General features: G+C 28.7%; 18 protein-coding genes, 1 pseudogene and 1 riboswitch. Of the genes and pseudogenes, 18 read left to right on the top strand and 1 reads right to left on the bottom strand.

The genetic code is table 11. From position 1 onward, the window contains the following. Position 1 precedes the first annotated feature (1 nt). From J418_RS0112095 to J418_RS17025, 14 genes and pseudogenes are all read left to right on the top strand, one after another. Positions 2 to 562 carry a hypothetical protein gene (locus tag J418_RS0112095; protein WP_017895695.1) on the top strand — a complete coding sequence of 187 codons (561 nt, stop codon included), beginning with the start codon at positions 2 to 4 and terminating at the stop codon, positions 560 to 562. Between the two features lies 1 nt (position 563). Further along, positions 564 to 1,100, top strand: a pseudogene (locus tag J418_RS15665) (hypothetical protein); the annotation flags it as partial. A 9-nt stretch (positions 1,101 to 1,109) separates the two neighbouring features. Then, on the top strand, positions 1,110 to 2,360 hold the full coding sequence (locus tag J418_RS0112085; RefSeq protein WP_017895693.1) for a hypothetical protein: 1,251 nt from the start codon (positions 1,110 to 1,112) through the stop codon (positions 2,358 to 2,360). A 12-nt stretch (positions 2,361 to 2,372) separates the two neighbouring features. Further along, the gene (locus J418_RS0112080) at positions 2,373 to 4,331 is read left to right on the top strand and encodes a hypothetical protein (RefSeq protein WP_017895692.1); all 1,959 of its coding nucleotides are present in this window, start codon (positions 2,373 to 2,375) and stop codon (positions 4,329 to 4,331) included. After that, entirely contained in the window at positions 4,309 to 4,563 is a 255-nt protein-coding gene (locus tag J418_RS0112075; protein ID WP_017895691.1) for a hypothetical protein, read from the top strand. Before J418_RS0112080 ends, J418_RS0112075 begins: the two co-directional genes overlap by 23 nt. 14 nt (positions 4,564 to 4,577) lie before the next feature. After that, entirely contained in the window at positions 4,578 to 5,573 is a 996-nt protein-coding gene (locus J418_RS0112070; protein WP_017895690.1) for a hypothetical protein, read from the top strand. 8 nt (positions 5,574 to 5,581) lie between these two features. Further along, positions 5,582 to 6,058 (top strand): hypothetical protein, encoded by a 477-nt coding sequence (locus J418_RS0112065; RefSeq protein WP_017895689.1) that lies wholly within the window; start codon positions 5,582 to 5,584, stop codon positions 6,056 to 6,058. Then, on the top strand, positions 6,058 to 6,273 hold the full coding sequence (locus J418_RS0112060) for a hypothetical protein (RefSeq protein WP_017895688.1): 216 nt from the start codon (positions 6,058 to 6,060) through the stop codon (positions 6,271 to 6,273). Before J418_RS0112065 ends, J418_RS0112060 begins: the two co-directional genes overlap by 1 nt. 18 nt (positions 6,274 to 6,291) lie before the next feature. Next, entirely contained in the window at positions 6,292 to 7,215 is a 924-nt protein-coding gene (locus tag J418_RS0112055; RefSeq protein ID WP_017895687.1) for a hypothetical protein, read from the top strand. 12 nt (positions 7,216 to 7,227) lie between these two features. After that, positions 7,228 to 7,491 (top strand): hypothetical protein, encoded by a 264-nt coding sequence (locus J418_RS0112050; protein WP_017895686.1) that lies wholly within the window; start codon positions 7,228 to 7,230, stop codon positions 7,489 to 7,491. A 314-nt stretch (positions 7,492 to 7,805) separates the two neighbouring features. After that, positions 7,806 to 8,114 (top strand): hypothetical protein, encoded by a 309-nt coding sequence (locus J418_RS15915; RefSeq protein ID WP_017895685.1) that lies wholly within the window; start codon positions 7,806 to 7,808, stop codon positions 8,112 to 8,114. A gap of 34 nt (positions 8,115 to 8,148) precedes the next feature. After that, the gene (locus tag J418_RS15655; protein ID WP_017895684.1) at positions 8,149 to 8,967 is read left to right on the top strand and encodes a glycoside hydrolase family 25 protein; all 819 of its coding nucleotides are present in this window, start codon (positions 8,149 to 8,151) and stop codon (positions 8,965 to 8,967) included. A gap of 57 nt (positions 8,968 to 9,024) precedes the next feature. Next, positions 9,025 to 9,576: a hypothetical protein gene (locus J418_RS0112035; RefSeq protein WP_017895683.1), complete on the top strand. Its 552-nt coding sequence runs from the start codon at positions 9,025 to 9,027 to the stop codon at positions 9,574 to 9,576. 185 nt (positions 9,577 to 9,761) lie between these two features. Further along, a complete protein-coding gene (locus J418_RS17025) occupies positions 9,762 to 10,550 on the top strand; it encodes a C40 family peptidase (RefSeq protein ID WP_017895682.1) in 789 nt (262 codons plus the stop codon). Positions 10,551 to 10,660: 110 nt separating this feature from the next. Here J418_RS17025 and J418_RS0112025 read toward each other — a convergent pair whose 3' ends face one another. Then, positions 10,661 to 10,978: a DMT family transporter gene (locus J418_RS0112025; protein WP_017895681.1), complete on the bottom strand. Its 318-nt coding sequence runs from the start codon at positions 10,976 to 10,978 to the stop codon at positions 10,661 to 10,663. A 62-nt stretch (positions 10,979 to 11,040) separates the two neighbouring features. Further along, positions 11,041 to 11,140, bottom strand: a riboswitch (guanidine-I (ykkC/yxkD leader). Between the two features lie 135 nt (positions 11,141 to 11,275). Between J418_RS0112025 and J418_RS0112020 the strand changes: the two genes are divergently transcribed. From J418_RS0112020 to J418_RS0112005, 4 genes are all read left to right on the top strand, one after another. Then, positions 11,276 to 12,031 carry a DNA adenine methylase gene (locus tag J418_RS0112020; RefSeq protein ID WP_017895680.1) on the top strand — a complete coding sequence of 252 codons (756 nt, stop codon included), beginning with the start codon at positions 11,276 to 11,278 and terminating at the stop codon, positions 12,029 to 12,031. 250 nt (positions 12,032 to 12,281) lie between these two features. Beyond that, on the top strand, positions 12,282 to 13,358 hold the full coding sequence (locus tag J418_RS0112015) for a hypothetical protein (RefSeq protein ID WP_017895679.1): 1,077 nt from the start codon (positions 12,282 to 12,284) through the stop codon (positions 13,356 to 13,358). A gap of 69 nt (positions 13,359 to 13,427) precedes the next feature. Continuing rightward, positions 13,428 to 14,063 carry a hypothetical protein gene (locus J418_RS0112010; RefSeq protein WP_017895678.1) on the top strand — a complete coding sequence of 212 codons (636 nt, stop codon included), beginning with the start codon at positions 13,428 to 13,430 and terminating at the stop codon, positions 14,061 to 14,063. A 178-nt stretch (positions 14,064 to 14,241) separates the two neighbouring features. Beyond that, positions 14,242 to 14,961, top strand: coding sequence for a putative phage abortive infection protein (locus tag J418_RS0112005; protein WP_020381131.1), 720 nt, complete (start codon positions 14,242 to 14,244; stop codon positions 14,959 to 14,961). The last annotated feature ends 307 nt before the right edge of the window (positions 14,962 to 15,268 follow it).

The raw sequence follows: 15,268 nt of genomic DNA, 5'->3' as shown, positions 1-15,268 counted from the left end.
ATTGAGTTTACCAAGTTATGTAATAAACTTTGATGAGCTGGCGGATGCAATAAAAGCTTATCTTGAAAATGGAGTTAATGTTGATATTGGAACTATAACAGTACCTACAGATAAAATGGAGGATTTGCTTACTCAAATAAGAGATAAGATACAAGGTGTTAATTATACAGATCTGATTAATGCATTAAATGCTCTAGGAGTTAAGCTTGATGGATTATCAGGAAATTTAGGTATAAGTGGAACACAGAAAATATATGGAGAAATGCTTCAGGTTCCAGCTGTTGAAGGAGCACATACTATGGAATTTGCCATACCTGCTAGTGGAAGAATAACTGGAATAACTACATCTCAATCAGCATGGAATTTTCAGGATACATGGGATTTAAAAGTAGAAGATATAGAGTTATTTATTGGTGTCAGGACTAAAGAGTATGGAGAAAATAAGTTCTTCAATGTTTTTTATCCAGTAACTACAGGTCAAAAAATATACTTTGTATTTAATAATGTAAGTGGCTCTTCTAAGATACTATGGGTAGATTTTAACATATTGGAGGATTCATAAAATGAGTTTGCCAAAGTATATTATAAATTTTGATGAATTGACGGATCAATTAAAGAAAGATTTGCTGAAGCTTATAGATGATGCAATGAAAGGAGAATATCCTCAATTAAACACTGGAAATTTGGAATCTTTATTAAGTGAAATAGAAGCTTTGCTGCCAGATGAAAAGTACAAAGGACTTAAAAATAAGATAGAACAATTTATATTAGGAAAATATACAGGTACTCAAAAAATTCAGGGAGCGTTGCTTGATGTTCCTGCCATAGTTGGAGATTACAAGAATGAATTTATTTTTGATAAAGATGTGTATTTATCAGGAATACATTTAAATCAGACAGGCTGGAAAAAAGAAGATAGATACAGCGTTGAAATAAATAAGAACAGAATAATAGACAGTGCCACAACCAAAGAAATAGGAGAGCATAAATACTTTAATACTTATTATAAAGTAAATGCTAACACTCCTATTTATTTTATTTTGCACAATTTAAGTGGCAACAGCAGGCAATGCACAATTGATTTGGAATATATAGAAGGAGGTAATTAGATGGCAGTAACGGAGGATTTTTACTGTATTGAAGGTAATACTAGCGTGAAAAACTTAATGAGATCAATTATAACTGAAATAACTCAAAATGCAGGAATTTATAAATGGGATTTAGTAATTCCAGATAGTATAGATAAAGTTGGTGCAGCAATTGATGGATCTACAATAAACTTAATTGCAGATGGTAGCAGTACAGATAAAGTTCAAACTGTTTTTTCAACTTCCAATCAAGATGATACATGCATAATAAAAGCTACTACATCATATGGAAAGACCTTTTACGTGAAATTTAGTAGAGAACCTATGGATTTAAGCTTGAAAGATAAACAAATTATAAAGAAATTTCAAGATTTACATTCTTATAGTACTCCAAATGGAAGTGGAGGATATTATAATAAGACAAGAACTGATGCAGAGGTTTTAGAGATAATGGCAGGAGAAAATCCTGACGTATCGGGAAGTGGATACAGTGATTATGTAAATGCTATGACAAAAGGGCTTGCAATAAATAATATAAGAATTCAGATATCAGATAAATTAAATGCTGCAGGTGATGATATATCTATTCCTAATGATATCCAAAAAAGTTACAATTATAGATTAGCATGGTATAGAAATCTACAATCAGAAATAAAAGATTTTCTACCTGTTGAATACTGGATTACTGTTACAAAAGATAGTATAAATTTAGTGCTCAGAGGTGATCCGTCTGCTGATGTGTCCCCATACAATAATTATTTAACTGGATATTGTTATATTGGAGCTTTAAAACCTATAGAAGATTCAGCTTATACAGATGATGAATATAATTTTGGTATAACAGTATCCTCAGATGTTGAACCTGGCTATAGTAATCCATATGGCCAAAGAACTGCAACTGGTATAACTGATGTATGTATGATTGCCAATAAAATAGGAATGCCATATCAACCACATTATCCTGGCTTTTACTCAACTAATATGTTCATGGACAAGTGTAATGTAGAAGGTTCAAGATGGGACCACAAGAAGCATCAATTTTCTCCGATTACATTAGTTCATCCAATTGATATGGAAAGAGGAAATATGATAAATGTATTAGCTGGAGATGGATCTAATATAAATGATGAAGATATGTTAACTTATATGAGGGACACTGATTCAGAGGAAAACTATAAGAAATTTAGAATTACAGCACCTTTTAATTTTTTAAATAATAGTGTTAATCCCAATAGTTCTATCGCTATAAGGTGGAAAAAAGTTGCTGAATAGGAGTGATTATGAATGTCCCTGCATACAATTCCCTTGTGCAATTTTAAATATGCAGGGGATAATATCTGTTCTGGAGCTACATTTAAATATGATACTAGAGCAGAAATAATAAATTATACTCCTAAGTTACTGTCTCTAAATAATCAAAATAATGTTAATAAAGTTGAATCTCAATTATTTAGTGGTAGTTCAATGGGAAATATGTTTAAAAGCAATATTAGCATTTTAAATAAAAATTCAGTTGATATTATTGATAAATCTGAGCTTAAATCATTATATGTACCTAAGAAAGCAATAATTAAAGATAATAGGAAGCAGCTTAAAAAGCATAAGAGTGAGATATTTAAACATTCAAGTAAAATGTTTAAGTTTGGAAAGAAAGATATTTTTATAGGGGATAGCATTATTTTACAGAATTTAAAGGCTGTAAATTTAATTAAGTATAGTAATTTACAACTAAAAAACAGTGAAAATATTAGTATATCCATAGAAAATGTTAATGTTTTGCAGGACATTAAAGACTTTATAATTAATATTCCACTTGGTAAAAATCTATGCGATAAAAAGGTCAATGACCTTTTAAAGAGTACTTATGAATCTCTGAATGCAAAAAATGGTCTGGAACTCAATAGGTATACTAAAAAATACTTAAGTGATTTAATAAATAAAGAAATACTTAAAAATAACTATTGTATATTTAATACTTTGAATAGGTATAGAGATATAAATAAGTTGGTTGGAGAACTTTTAAGAAGAAATGTTTTTAAAGAAATAATTTTAGATAAAGATAGAAATTTTTATGAACGAGATACTGTGGTTACCATAAATAAAATTAAAAATATGTTTTTACGAAGATTCATAAGAATAGATACAAGTAAAGTTGTTCTGAATTTTATGCTTTCAAAGAGTATATTAAGGAAAATAACACAAATAGACAGTATAACATCTTTAGATAGATCGTTTTATAAACATATATACAAGGCATTAGCTAATAAGACTCTTAAAAAGAATATAAAAAAAGATATGTTTAAAATCATGGAAAGCACTTATTTTGATAGAGGCAGTATTAAAAATATAGTTAAAATTTCAGGTAAATCATTTAGAAGATTTTCACAAAAATCTATGTATGAGAATACTTGTAGATATCTTGGAAGAGAAAAATTAATAGAAATATTTACTCAGAATGAAAAACAATTAAGTGAGTTTCCTATTATAGATATATTAAAATTAAATGAATTGTATATAAAAAATTATACTGAAAAAGAAGTATTTAAGCCAGGTAAAAATAAATTTATAGATATTATTAAAAGATTGTGGTGGTTAAATCCTACAGATCCAGGAGATACTTTAATCATTCCAAATAAAGATTTTTGCTATAATCAGGAATTTTTAAATAATGAGGGTTATGAGTATCTTAGATTCAAAAATCACCCAATAGATTGGGGAAATACCTGGGGTATAGATTGTAATATTCCTACTTATTCAGTAAGTATTGAAATTATGTTAGATTTAGTAAATATCCTGATTATGATATGGCACGATAATGTTCAAGGATGGCTATGTTGCTCAGGAAAAGAATCAATGCAATTTATTATGGAACTATTGTATGATTGGTATACTTTAGAAACTTCTAAACCTAATTCAGATTACTATAGAGCTTATAGATGGATTAGATGGGAGGCTGAAAAAGTGTATTTTTTAAATTATTATACTGGATTACAAGCTATAGGAGTACTTATAGCAAATTTAATAGCTTATTTAAAAAATCATCATTTTAATACAGTCCCACTTTGGAGGAATTCAAAGGCTATGGACATAGAGAGAAATTTTAATAGGATTGCCCAAAATGGTGATATCATAAAGTCTTTAAATAAGACAAAAGGTAGAAGATATTATTATATTGATACTCAAAATATAGAAAAGAAAAATATTTTAGGAGATGATACTAATGGCCAATTTAATAGATTTTAAATCACCACGTCAAAGAGAATGGGGAGTGCTGAGTGGAACGTATCGAAGCTTAACTTCTTTAAATTACGGAGGGATAACAGATGAATATGGCAACCCTATAAATTCCTATTCAACAAATTGTTATAAGGATGCCATGGAAGAAGCAAAAAAGTTAATAGCTGCTGATGGTATAAGCAATGTATATGTAGTTGAATTTGTACCATATGATTACATGATGCAACCTAATGTATAATAGGATGTGAGTATATGAAACTTATAAAAGTTAAAGATGGACTGCTGGAGGTTGAGAATTTCTTCTTGACTTCTTCTTTTAGTGATTTTGCGGGGAGTGCAAATGTTTCAAGAGATATTGGTACAGGAAAAGTAAAACTGATTTCAAATAGCAAGATTGAGAGAAACTTTAATTTCTCTGAGTTTGTTTTAGAATTTGAAAAACAGAATTTTAGTTCTATGGGTGAAGATGATTATGCAGCTATATATTTTGATAATGAAAAATATGCATTTGGTATTAAAGATAAAAAGCAAGATGAACAGCATAAGTTCTGGAAAATACTTAAGCAGGATAATTACATCCAAGCCTATGTATCAGATGATGGAATTAACTATACCAATATAGGTGGAATGAATTTTCCAGATGAAATACTTCATCAAGGTTTTGAAAAATACAGTAATGAAGATTTTATATTGGATAATTACAGAGTTTATGCAAGTCCCTATGTAACATTGCAAAACTTTCCTGAAAATACTACTTGTGAATTATATGATGTGAATGACAATTTACTTAAAACCAGAGTTTTTGATAGTAATATGGAATGCAAGGTATTTTTAGATTCCAATATTAAAGGATATTTTGTTTTCAAAGATACTGATGGCAATGAATTGTACAGATCTGACTTGATGGACTTAAAATATGGTGATGTATATGTATTCAGTAAATATGAGCTTGAAATAATCTATAATGGTTTGGTTGTCACAAATACAAGTCCAGGAATATTGAAAGATCTAGAAGAAAGTATAAGCATCAAAAATGTAGATACTATTGATTATACAGGACTAAATATTGGAATACAGACTTCAAGTAATGATTTGATTCAGTTAAGTCTAGATGGTGAAGTCTATTCTGATACAGTAACTTTGAATTTAGTACAAGGTAAGAGTAAAGATATATTTGTAAAAATAATTAAAAATGCAGAAAATCATGATTTCTCGGTGAGAGATTTCCAACTTGTAATAAGTGAGTAGGTGAATATATGAGTGAATTTTTCAGTGTGACTTTAGATAGCAACATTATTATGGATGATGGTAGAGTATCTAGATCAACTACATGGAGTAGTGAACAAATACTTGAAGAGATACTTAGTCATGTGCAAAATTCTTCAGGAGGATTGAATTTGAAGTACAGGGAGATAAATGATTTAATACAACTAAATCCTAATCAAGAACTGAAAAAGAACTATGATTTAGGAGATACATCTATTATGATAACTACCTTATATTTGGATATTCAAGACGGTAGCAACTTCAGATTTCAAATTCTTGATAAGGTTGATGATGGCTTTGCCCTTTATGACTCGTATAAGGTAAATCATTACACGGATAGTGTTTTTATACCATATAAGGATAAGGATGTGGATACAAATAGCTTGCATATAAAAATAAAGAATTTTAATATGAACTCTTCGGTGCAATTAAATATTAAAATACTAGGTTTGGAGGTTCAAAAATAATGGACAAGGATAAATTTATAGTATCGTATAATAATATAATGAATGATATTATTATACCCGATGAAGATTTTATTGAAGTAATTAATCTTCTCAAATTAAAGAGGTCAGTAAACCTTGATTTTACTATTAGCACAGATAAATCACAGCAGCAGAATATATTAAAGGCTATATATGAAGATGTATTAAATTTTTATAAAATTTATTTAGGACAATAAAAGGGAAGTGATTTTAAAATGATGGTTAAAGGTTCTTGTCAAAAACAAGATTTAATGCAAACAATACATGATGCTATATTATCTCCTGGTTCTAACTGGACTGAAATTTCCAGTAATAAAACAAATGACCACTTATATTCAGGAGCTATGTCAGATGGCTGGGTTTTTAAAAGTATACCCATAGGAGCAAAACAACAAAGTATATTTATGACTTTAAAAAGTTTAGATTTAAGTCTTTCGACTGGAGTTAGCGGTGCTTTGTTTGCATGGCTTTCAGATAATTATGTACCAAATGCTACAGATGGTCAGAATGGAACTCATACAAATAGAAGTTATTATTGTAATATATGGTGCTTTGATCTTTATAACAAAATTCCAACAACTATGTTTGATTATTTCATAGATATTGAAGATCATAGGATATTAATTGTTATTCAGCAGACAAATACAGGCACAGTAACATATCCACATTTCCTATATGTAGGTTATCCTGAACCTAGTACAAATTTAGAAGGGCTATATTACACAAATCAACTTATTTTAGGGGATATTTTGGGAAGACCATCATCTTGGGGGACTAGTTCCTCATGTTGTTATTGGCATAAAAATTCTTTAGGTCACTATAATGCCCATGCTTTAAGTGAATGCAATCTGAATAATTTAAATCCAACGCCTATAGGAGCATATTTACTGTCACCTGTTTACGTAACTGGAGATGGCTGTGGTGCCGGTGACCCCGGGCCTCTAGGTGTGTTATCAGGATTATATTGTATGCCAAATACCAGTATAGTAAACGGGGATATAGTGACAGTAGGTTCTGATACTTATCAAGTTTTTATTATGGGTGGTTATTCTGTCAATGGTACAACTTTAATCGGTATTTATGGCTATTATCGTGATAGTATTGCACCCGCGGCAGTAGCCATAAAAATAAATAATTAGAGGTGGCATAAAATGGCGACTTATATTGGAATAATAGCTCCATATCTAAGTATGCCTGTAGTTGGTATACTTACAAACCTAAGGCCAAGCAAATATCATATTGGTATAATCACAAATAGTGGCGAAGGTATGACATTAATTTCTAATATGACAGATCTAAGAGCAACCAAATATAGAATGGGCATTAATTTATATAATTACAACTACGAACCATTTAGGAGAATACCAAAGGAACATATTTTAAATAAATTATCAAGAGATAATATGACATATTAATGGAAATATGAATAAATTAATTGATAGTTTGGATAGCAAATTTGAGATTAGGATGATGAAAGCTAAAAATTAAATACGCTTACTTAAAGCATAAACTTTTTGGAGAAGATAAGCTTAAAGGGTTAATTTAAAGCTATATTTTTGGTAAAAGCTAGCAAAAATATTACGGTATTTACTATATAACATTAAAGAAAGGGATTCTTAGTATGAATAAATTAAAGGACATCAAAGCAACGACCTTTGATAATATGTTTGAAGAAATAACAGAGGGCTAGAGATAGTCTTTTTATTTTGTCCAAAATAGGAGGCTGGAAATGAGTGAGTGCTATGATGCAAAATTATGTGAGGAAAGACATAGGCAGATAACGGAGACATTTGACCAACATGAAAGAAGGTTAAATGACCATTCTGACAGGCTTAAAAAGATAGAGAATCAGAATGTAGGTACCGCAAAAGATGTGCAGAATTTTAAAGATACACTTGAAGATATAAAACAATTAATAGAAAAAATGACAACACAATTAGAAAATTTAAAAGAAAAGCCAGCTAGGAAATGGGATGGTCTTATAGATAAGATTATTACTGTAATAGTTGGCATTATTATTGGTAAATTTTTAAGTTAAAAATATATTGAAAAAGTAAAGGAGGTAAAATTTTATGATTAAAGGTGTAGATATAAGTAACCTTAATGGCAATGTAAATATGAATATCTTGAAAAATGCTGGATATCAATTTGTATTTTGTAGGGCTACAGAAGGTACTTCTGGAACAGGATCGCGAGATGAAAAATATCATACTAATATAGAAAACGCCAAGAAAGCAGGGTTACTTACTGGAGCATATCACTTTTCACATTTTGCAGACAAAGCCAAAGAACTTACTGAAATAGCTAATTTCCTTGATTTTATAAAAAACACGAATCCAGACATAGTTATATTGGATGCAGAAAACAACTGCACTGGTGATATTACAGACTTATGTATAGATTTTTTAGACAAAGCATCTGTAGTGGGACAGCCTTTGTTCTATGCAAATCCAAGTTGGATACAGGCACATTTAAATTCCAAGATAACAAAATTCCCGTTGTGGGTTGCAAATTACGGTGTTATTAAACCAAGTTTTACGTTATGGAAATACTTTACGGTGTGGCAGTATGCAGATAAAGGGCAGATATCTGGTATAAGTGGATATGTTGATCTTAACTACATGGATGATAATTTCTTCAAGGTTATAAAAAACAAGACAGTCAATGTAGCCGAAAAAGTTTCAGTTCCTATAAAGAAATATGATACAAGTATTCCACCTGAAAGTGATACGATAGAGCATTTTCTAGGTGATTTCTATATTGAAAAGAGATCTGATGGAGGATTAGGAATACACCTTGATAGAGGAAATTATATTACTCTATTTAAAGGCAAACCACCAGTAGCATATTGGAATGATAACAAAGGTAATAGTGGATCTAAACAACTATAGGTATTTCTTAATTGAACTACCTTTTTTAAATTATCAAAATAATGGAGGTAATAAAAAATGATAAATGTAAATGATATTGTAGCAGTAGGTGGAGTTTTAGTAGGGGTAATTGGTGGTATCTATGGATTGGTACCTTATCTTAAGAAAAAAGGTGTTAACACTGAAAAAGTACTTGATACAACTGGAGATGTATTAAAAGCAACAGAGCCACTTATCCAGGTAGCAAAGACAATTCCAAGTCTAAAACCTGCAGCAACACTTGTAGATTGGATTGAACAAAAGGCAGTGGCCGGAGTAAAAGCAGCTGAACAACTAGCGCATACCGGAAGTCTTCAAACAAATGAAGAAAAATTCAAGTCCGCACAAGAAACGGTGTATGCAGCACTGAAAGAAATTAATGTTACTCCAACAGATAATCAGAAAAAGCTTATTGATGATTTTATCCAGGAAGCAGTGAATGACCTTGGACATGCTCCTGTAAGTGAAGCTGAAAAGAATGCACAGATTGTTAAAATAAATCAGGACTTGGCAGCAGTACAGGCTGAGAATACTCAGTTGAAGCAGACTATTGCTAGTATTCAGAGTACTGCTGGAACTGCAACAGTTTAATGTAAATAATTTAGAGATTAGGCAAACACCGCCTTAAGTTTCTAAACTATTTATAAAATACAAGCAAGGATATGGAAATGTAATAATATGTAGAATTATGATGGATAAAAAAAGAAGGAATTTAATTAACTGTATAGAATAGTAATAAATATAAACAAAGTATTAAAAATTTAGGGGGAAAATCAATGGAAAAAAAGTTAACAAATGAAAAAAACTCAAAAAAAAAGACAACTATATTAAGTGTCGTTTTAGCACTATTTATGGTATTGGCAGTAAATTTAAGTCCTGTTAAAGCTCAAACTACTGGACAAGAAATAGTAAATTATGCACAAAATTTTTTAGGAGTTCCTTATGTTTGGGGTGGAACTAACCCATCTGGATTTGATTGTTCAGGATTAGTTCAATACGTATATGCTCACTTTGGCATTTCACTTCCAAGAACTTCACAGGATCAACAAAAAGTCGGTACTCCAGTATCTAGAGCAAATCTTCAACCAGGAGATTTGGTATTCTTTGGATCACCTGCATATCATGTAGGAATATATATAGGAAATGGCTCATATATAAATGCTCCTCAGACTGGTGATGTAGTCAAAATAGCATCAGTAGATAGATCTGATTTTAGTGGTGGAAGAAGAATAATAATTTCAAATTCTTATGTTAATATAGATGGTGGAGGAACAAATGTTAATGGAAATCCAGGTATAAATCTAATAATTAGAAGTTATAGTAGTGATATAGAACGTGTATATGCATGGGTAGATTCAGATACAGGAGCTTCATGGTCATTTGCAAAACAAGTACCTAATTCCAATTATATTCAATTAAGTCAAAATGCATCTAAAGTTATATATATAAGAAATGGAGGAAGCAGTTTTACTGCTAATGCTAATTATAAAATAACTGTAAAAGGATATGATAAAAATGGAAAAATTGTTGCACAAAACCAAATAGTATTAAAAGCTGGTAGATAAAAATAAATTTGTTAATACAAATGAACCACAAAAACTATAACAATTTAAAGCCTAGAAAGTTAAATAATTTCTAGGCTTTAAATAATTCTATGTTTATCAGTAATAAAAAGTTAACGAGATACAAGTTTTAATCCAACTATTCCTATTACTATAAAGTAAATACAAACTAGTCTAGTTATAGTAACAGGCTCTTTAAATAATAGTACACCTAAGATTACAGTACCAATAGTGCCTATCTCTGTCCAAGTAGCATACGCTGTACCTAAAGGCAGATTTTTTAATGCTAATGATAAAAAGTAGAAACTTGCTATCATGCCTACTATTGTAAATATACTTGGTATAGGTTTTGTAAATCCATGTGCAAATTTCAAACTTACAGCCCATCCTATTTCAAATAGACATGCAATAATTAACATTATCCATTTCATAGCTTTCATCCATTCTTATAATATACAAAAAAATAAAAAGCCATAGGCTGATATTGTAAAATATCTTCTAGGATTTTATCCTTCCGTGAACACAGTATACTGTGCGTTTTATCTTGAACCAGACTAGTTATTTTAAACTACGGAACCCTATAAAACTTTAAGTTATTAAGCTTTTATCTTTAGTTAGATATTAGCAAAAAAATATAGTTAGTCAACTATTATGCACTATCATATTCTACCTTGAAACAGAACACATGTTCGTATATAATAGTATTATCTGGAATATAGGAGGTACATATGAATAGTTTTATAAGTTGGATAGGTGGGAAAAAATTACTTAGGAAGGAGATAATCAAACGCTTTCCTGAAAAGTTCAATAGATACATAGAGGTATTTGGAGGTGCAGCATGGGTATTGTTCTCAAAAGATAAACTGGCCAACATGGAAGTTTACAATGATATAAATGGAGACCTGGTCAATTTATTTAGATGTGTAAAATTTCACTGTGGAGAGCTACAAAAGGAACTCTCTTTCATGTTGAATTCAAGGGAGATATTTTATGGTTTTGTCAGCCAATACAACACTAGAGGAATGACAGATATTCAAAGAGCAGCTAGATTTTTCATGTTAATCAAGACAAGCTATGGAAGTGATCACAGGTCCTATGGATGTGTAAAAAGAAATGTTAATGTAATGACTCAATATCTTACTGATATTCAGGAAAGGCTTTCAAATGTAGTGATTGAGAATAAAGACTTTGAGGATTTACTTAAGGTTTATGATAAAGGGGATTCCTTAATATATCTTGATCCACCCTACTACGGTACTGAAAGATACTATCAGGCTCAATTTTCCAAAGAGGATCATGTGAGGCTGTGTGAAGTTCTTAAAAATGTGAAGGGGAAGTTTATTCTTTCATATAATGATTGTGAATTCGTAAGAGGATTGTATAAGGATTTCAATATAGATGAAGTCCAGCGAAATCATAACCTTATGGGGAAGTACAAGGATAAAGATCACAAATACAGCGAGCTGATTATTAGAAATTATTAAATATTGAAAGGAATTTAAAAGTAAATATTGAATACATATTATATAAATGACAGATAATGTAACTATTGAAAATTAAGTATACTTTTGTCGAAATTGTTGAATGTTTGTTAGGCATGTCCTATACTAAAGAAAAAACTGTCATAAGTTTGGTGGACCTATGACAGTATATGTGCTTTCAAATCATTTGACGTCTCTATTATATAATAATGTTTTTGAAAGTACAATATTGTTATATATTGGAGGATATTATATGGAAATAAAAGATATTATAGTAAAGTCAGATTTTATAAATTTGACTAATCAAGAAATTGATAAAATAATAAAAATATTAGATATAGAATTAAATGACAAAGAAGATCCTAGACAACGTTTGTTTGATAATATAGATTTAATATTTAAAGATAATAAGGCTAAAGATGTTTTGCTGAGTAAAATTTTTGCAGGAAGAAAATCAGTGAAATGGTTTAAAATTATATATGTAGGAAATGATAATATTGAAAACTATAAAGATTTATTGATTAAAAAAATCGAATCTGATGAATATTGTTTTGATAAAATTAAATCTATAAATAATAAAAGCTTAGAGAGCCCCAGTTTATATACTTGCATTAAATTAGATGATAATAAGTATATCATGAGGTTTATGATTCCATGTGGTACTAAAACTTATAACGATGGTCAAGACTATTCAAAGTTTAAGAATATTAATAATGTTGTAGTAATAGTAGATCTTAATTGTGAATACTTAGAAATAAGAACTAATTCAAAAGATGCTACACGTATAGCTAATCAGTTAATGGACACATTTAAAGCCATGTATGTTTCTATTAGAGACTTAGATGTCTTAAAAAATTACAATGGATCATTAGAAAAATTTAAGAGTTCCTTATATAATGGAAATTTTGCTCAATCTCTATCTATACCTGATAAAAATTTAAAATTGACTGAAGAGAACAATGAATTATTAGTTAATATGTTAATAGTTATTGATGACTATTTTGGAGATAAAGATATAAAAAAATTTAATGATAAGGTTCAGGCTTTAAATATAGATACTGATGGTACACCATTTACAGAATTATTATTAGCTGGAATGGCTAGTATTGGATTAAAAATAAGGAAAGATTGTGAAGAAGATTTATCAAAACAAACTCTTTATAATGTATTAAAAAAATATATAACTAATTATTCAGGCTTGATAAAGTTTTCAGATTCTCCTGTAGGAGAAATTTACACAATATCAGTTGGCTTAAAGACTCTTTCTATATTTTTTAAATCTTCTGTTAGTGAAAAAACTATAAAATATATAAGGCAAAAAGTGCTATAATTAATTTACCATCTAAAGTAGCTTGTTAAAATATTTATTATGATAATTTAGGAGGAGGGATTTTAACATATGAATGAATTTGAAATAGATAGTTATATTGAGAAACTAGCATCAAATAAAAATGTTAAAAGTTTTTATCCTATAGCAATTTGTAAGATGCTGAAATTTCCGATTAAATTAGTGATAAATAGATTAAATAAACTAGTTAATATGGGATATTTGAAATTAAAATTTGAAATAAGATGTGATAATTTTGATATTATGGATATAGTTGATTCTTATGAGGACTATTTAGGAAAAAATATTGAGTGTGAAGATTGCGATTCAGTAACTGAATTTGTAATTGGTTTAGAAAATATATTTCCTATTTATTATATTAATGATAACTATAGAGAATATATAAAAAAAAAGAATGTTTGCTTACAAGTACAAGAAAAGTTAAATTGTAATCAAATTTCAACTGGTAATTATGACTCAACACTCAATACTCCAACATCATTAAAAGATATTATTCTAGAAAATACTAGCGTTTCTTCCGATAGTATAGAAGAAGCAAATAATAAAATTAAGAAAAAAGGTATAGTGGACAAAGCTAAAAATGTACAAGTAGTATTAACATTGGTTAATACTATTCATCAAAGTTGGGAATGGCTTGAGCCTTATATTCAACCATTAGTTCATCATATTAGTGATTTTATTAAATAATATAAATATTCAAAATAAAATAAAATGTAATTTTAAAAACTTATATTTTCATAGAAAAAGTATAGATTTTTGTTTTAAATTCGTTTTAACTTTTATATTAAAATAATAAGTGAATTTACTTTTACAAAATTATCAGTAATATTAATAGGATCATTATATGGAGATGAAAACAATAAAAATGAAAGATAAAAAGATGCTTTTGGTTGAACTATTAGTAGCTATATTAATAATTTACTTTTTACTTAACCCTGCAAAAGCAAATATTGGAGATATAGCTACGTGGATAGGTTCAATAGGTACTGTCGGTACATTAATTTACGCTTTAAAGCAATTAGAAATAACTAAGGAAGAAAGTCAGGAACAAAATAAAAATGTCAATATACAAAGATTTGAAAATACATTATTTAATTTATTATCTTTTAATAACGATATAATTAATTCTATTATTTATAATGATAAAAAAGGTAGAGAGTATTTTGAGATAGCATATAATCAATTAAAGGCTTTTTATAAAGAAAATAAAAAAAATTATACACATATTAAAGATTATATTCAAGAGTTAAATAGTATTCGCAATGTTTATGAAAAATTTTATAAACTAAATCAAAGGTATATTGGACATTATTTTAGAAATTTATATCATATAATAAAATTTATTGATAGGAATAATATTATTAATCAAAATGATAAAGAATATTATGCATCTTTAGTTAGGGCACAACTTTCTACATATGAAATGTTGTTAATATTCTATAATTCTATGAATAAATACAGCGAAGGAAAATTTTTACTACTAATAAGAAAGTATGATTTGTTACAACAGTTAGATGAAACTTTGCTATTAGATAAAACTCATAAAAAAATATTTGATGATTTTGAAAAATATGATAGAAAGTAAAATTAATAAAATATTAAATGTGCATATAAATTTTACAATAATTGAGTTTCTATAAAGTGGTTTTTAGTATCAAAAGCTAGCACAATATAAAAAATAAAAATTGCTTTTAGACATTGATAATACTCTATAAAATAATAAAATCACTTAACACATTTTTAACACATAAGTTATATATACATACCAAAAGATATTATATTTTATAGTGAGATATCTGCTTTAAGCGAAGTAGTGCCAATGCATGTAAATTAATATCTATTAATATCTTTAGCAAAATACAAATCAGGAGTTCGATCCTCCTAGGGACTAC

It is taken from the genome of Clostridium tyrobutyricum DSM 2637 = ATCC 25755 = JCM 11008 (assembly GCF_000359585.1).
Classification (GTDB): Bacteria; Bacillota; Clostridia; order Clostridiales; family Clostridiaceae; genus Clostridium_B; species Clostridium_B tyrobutyricum.
This window is presented reverse-complemented; position numbering and strand designations above follow the sequence as displayed.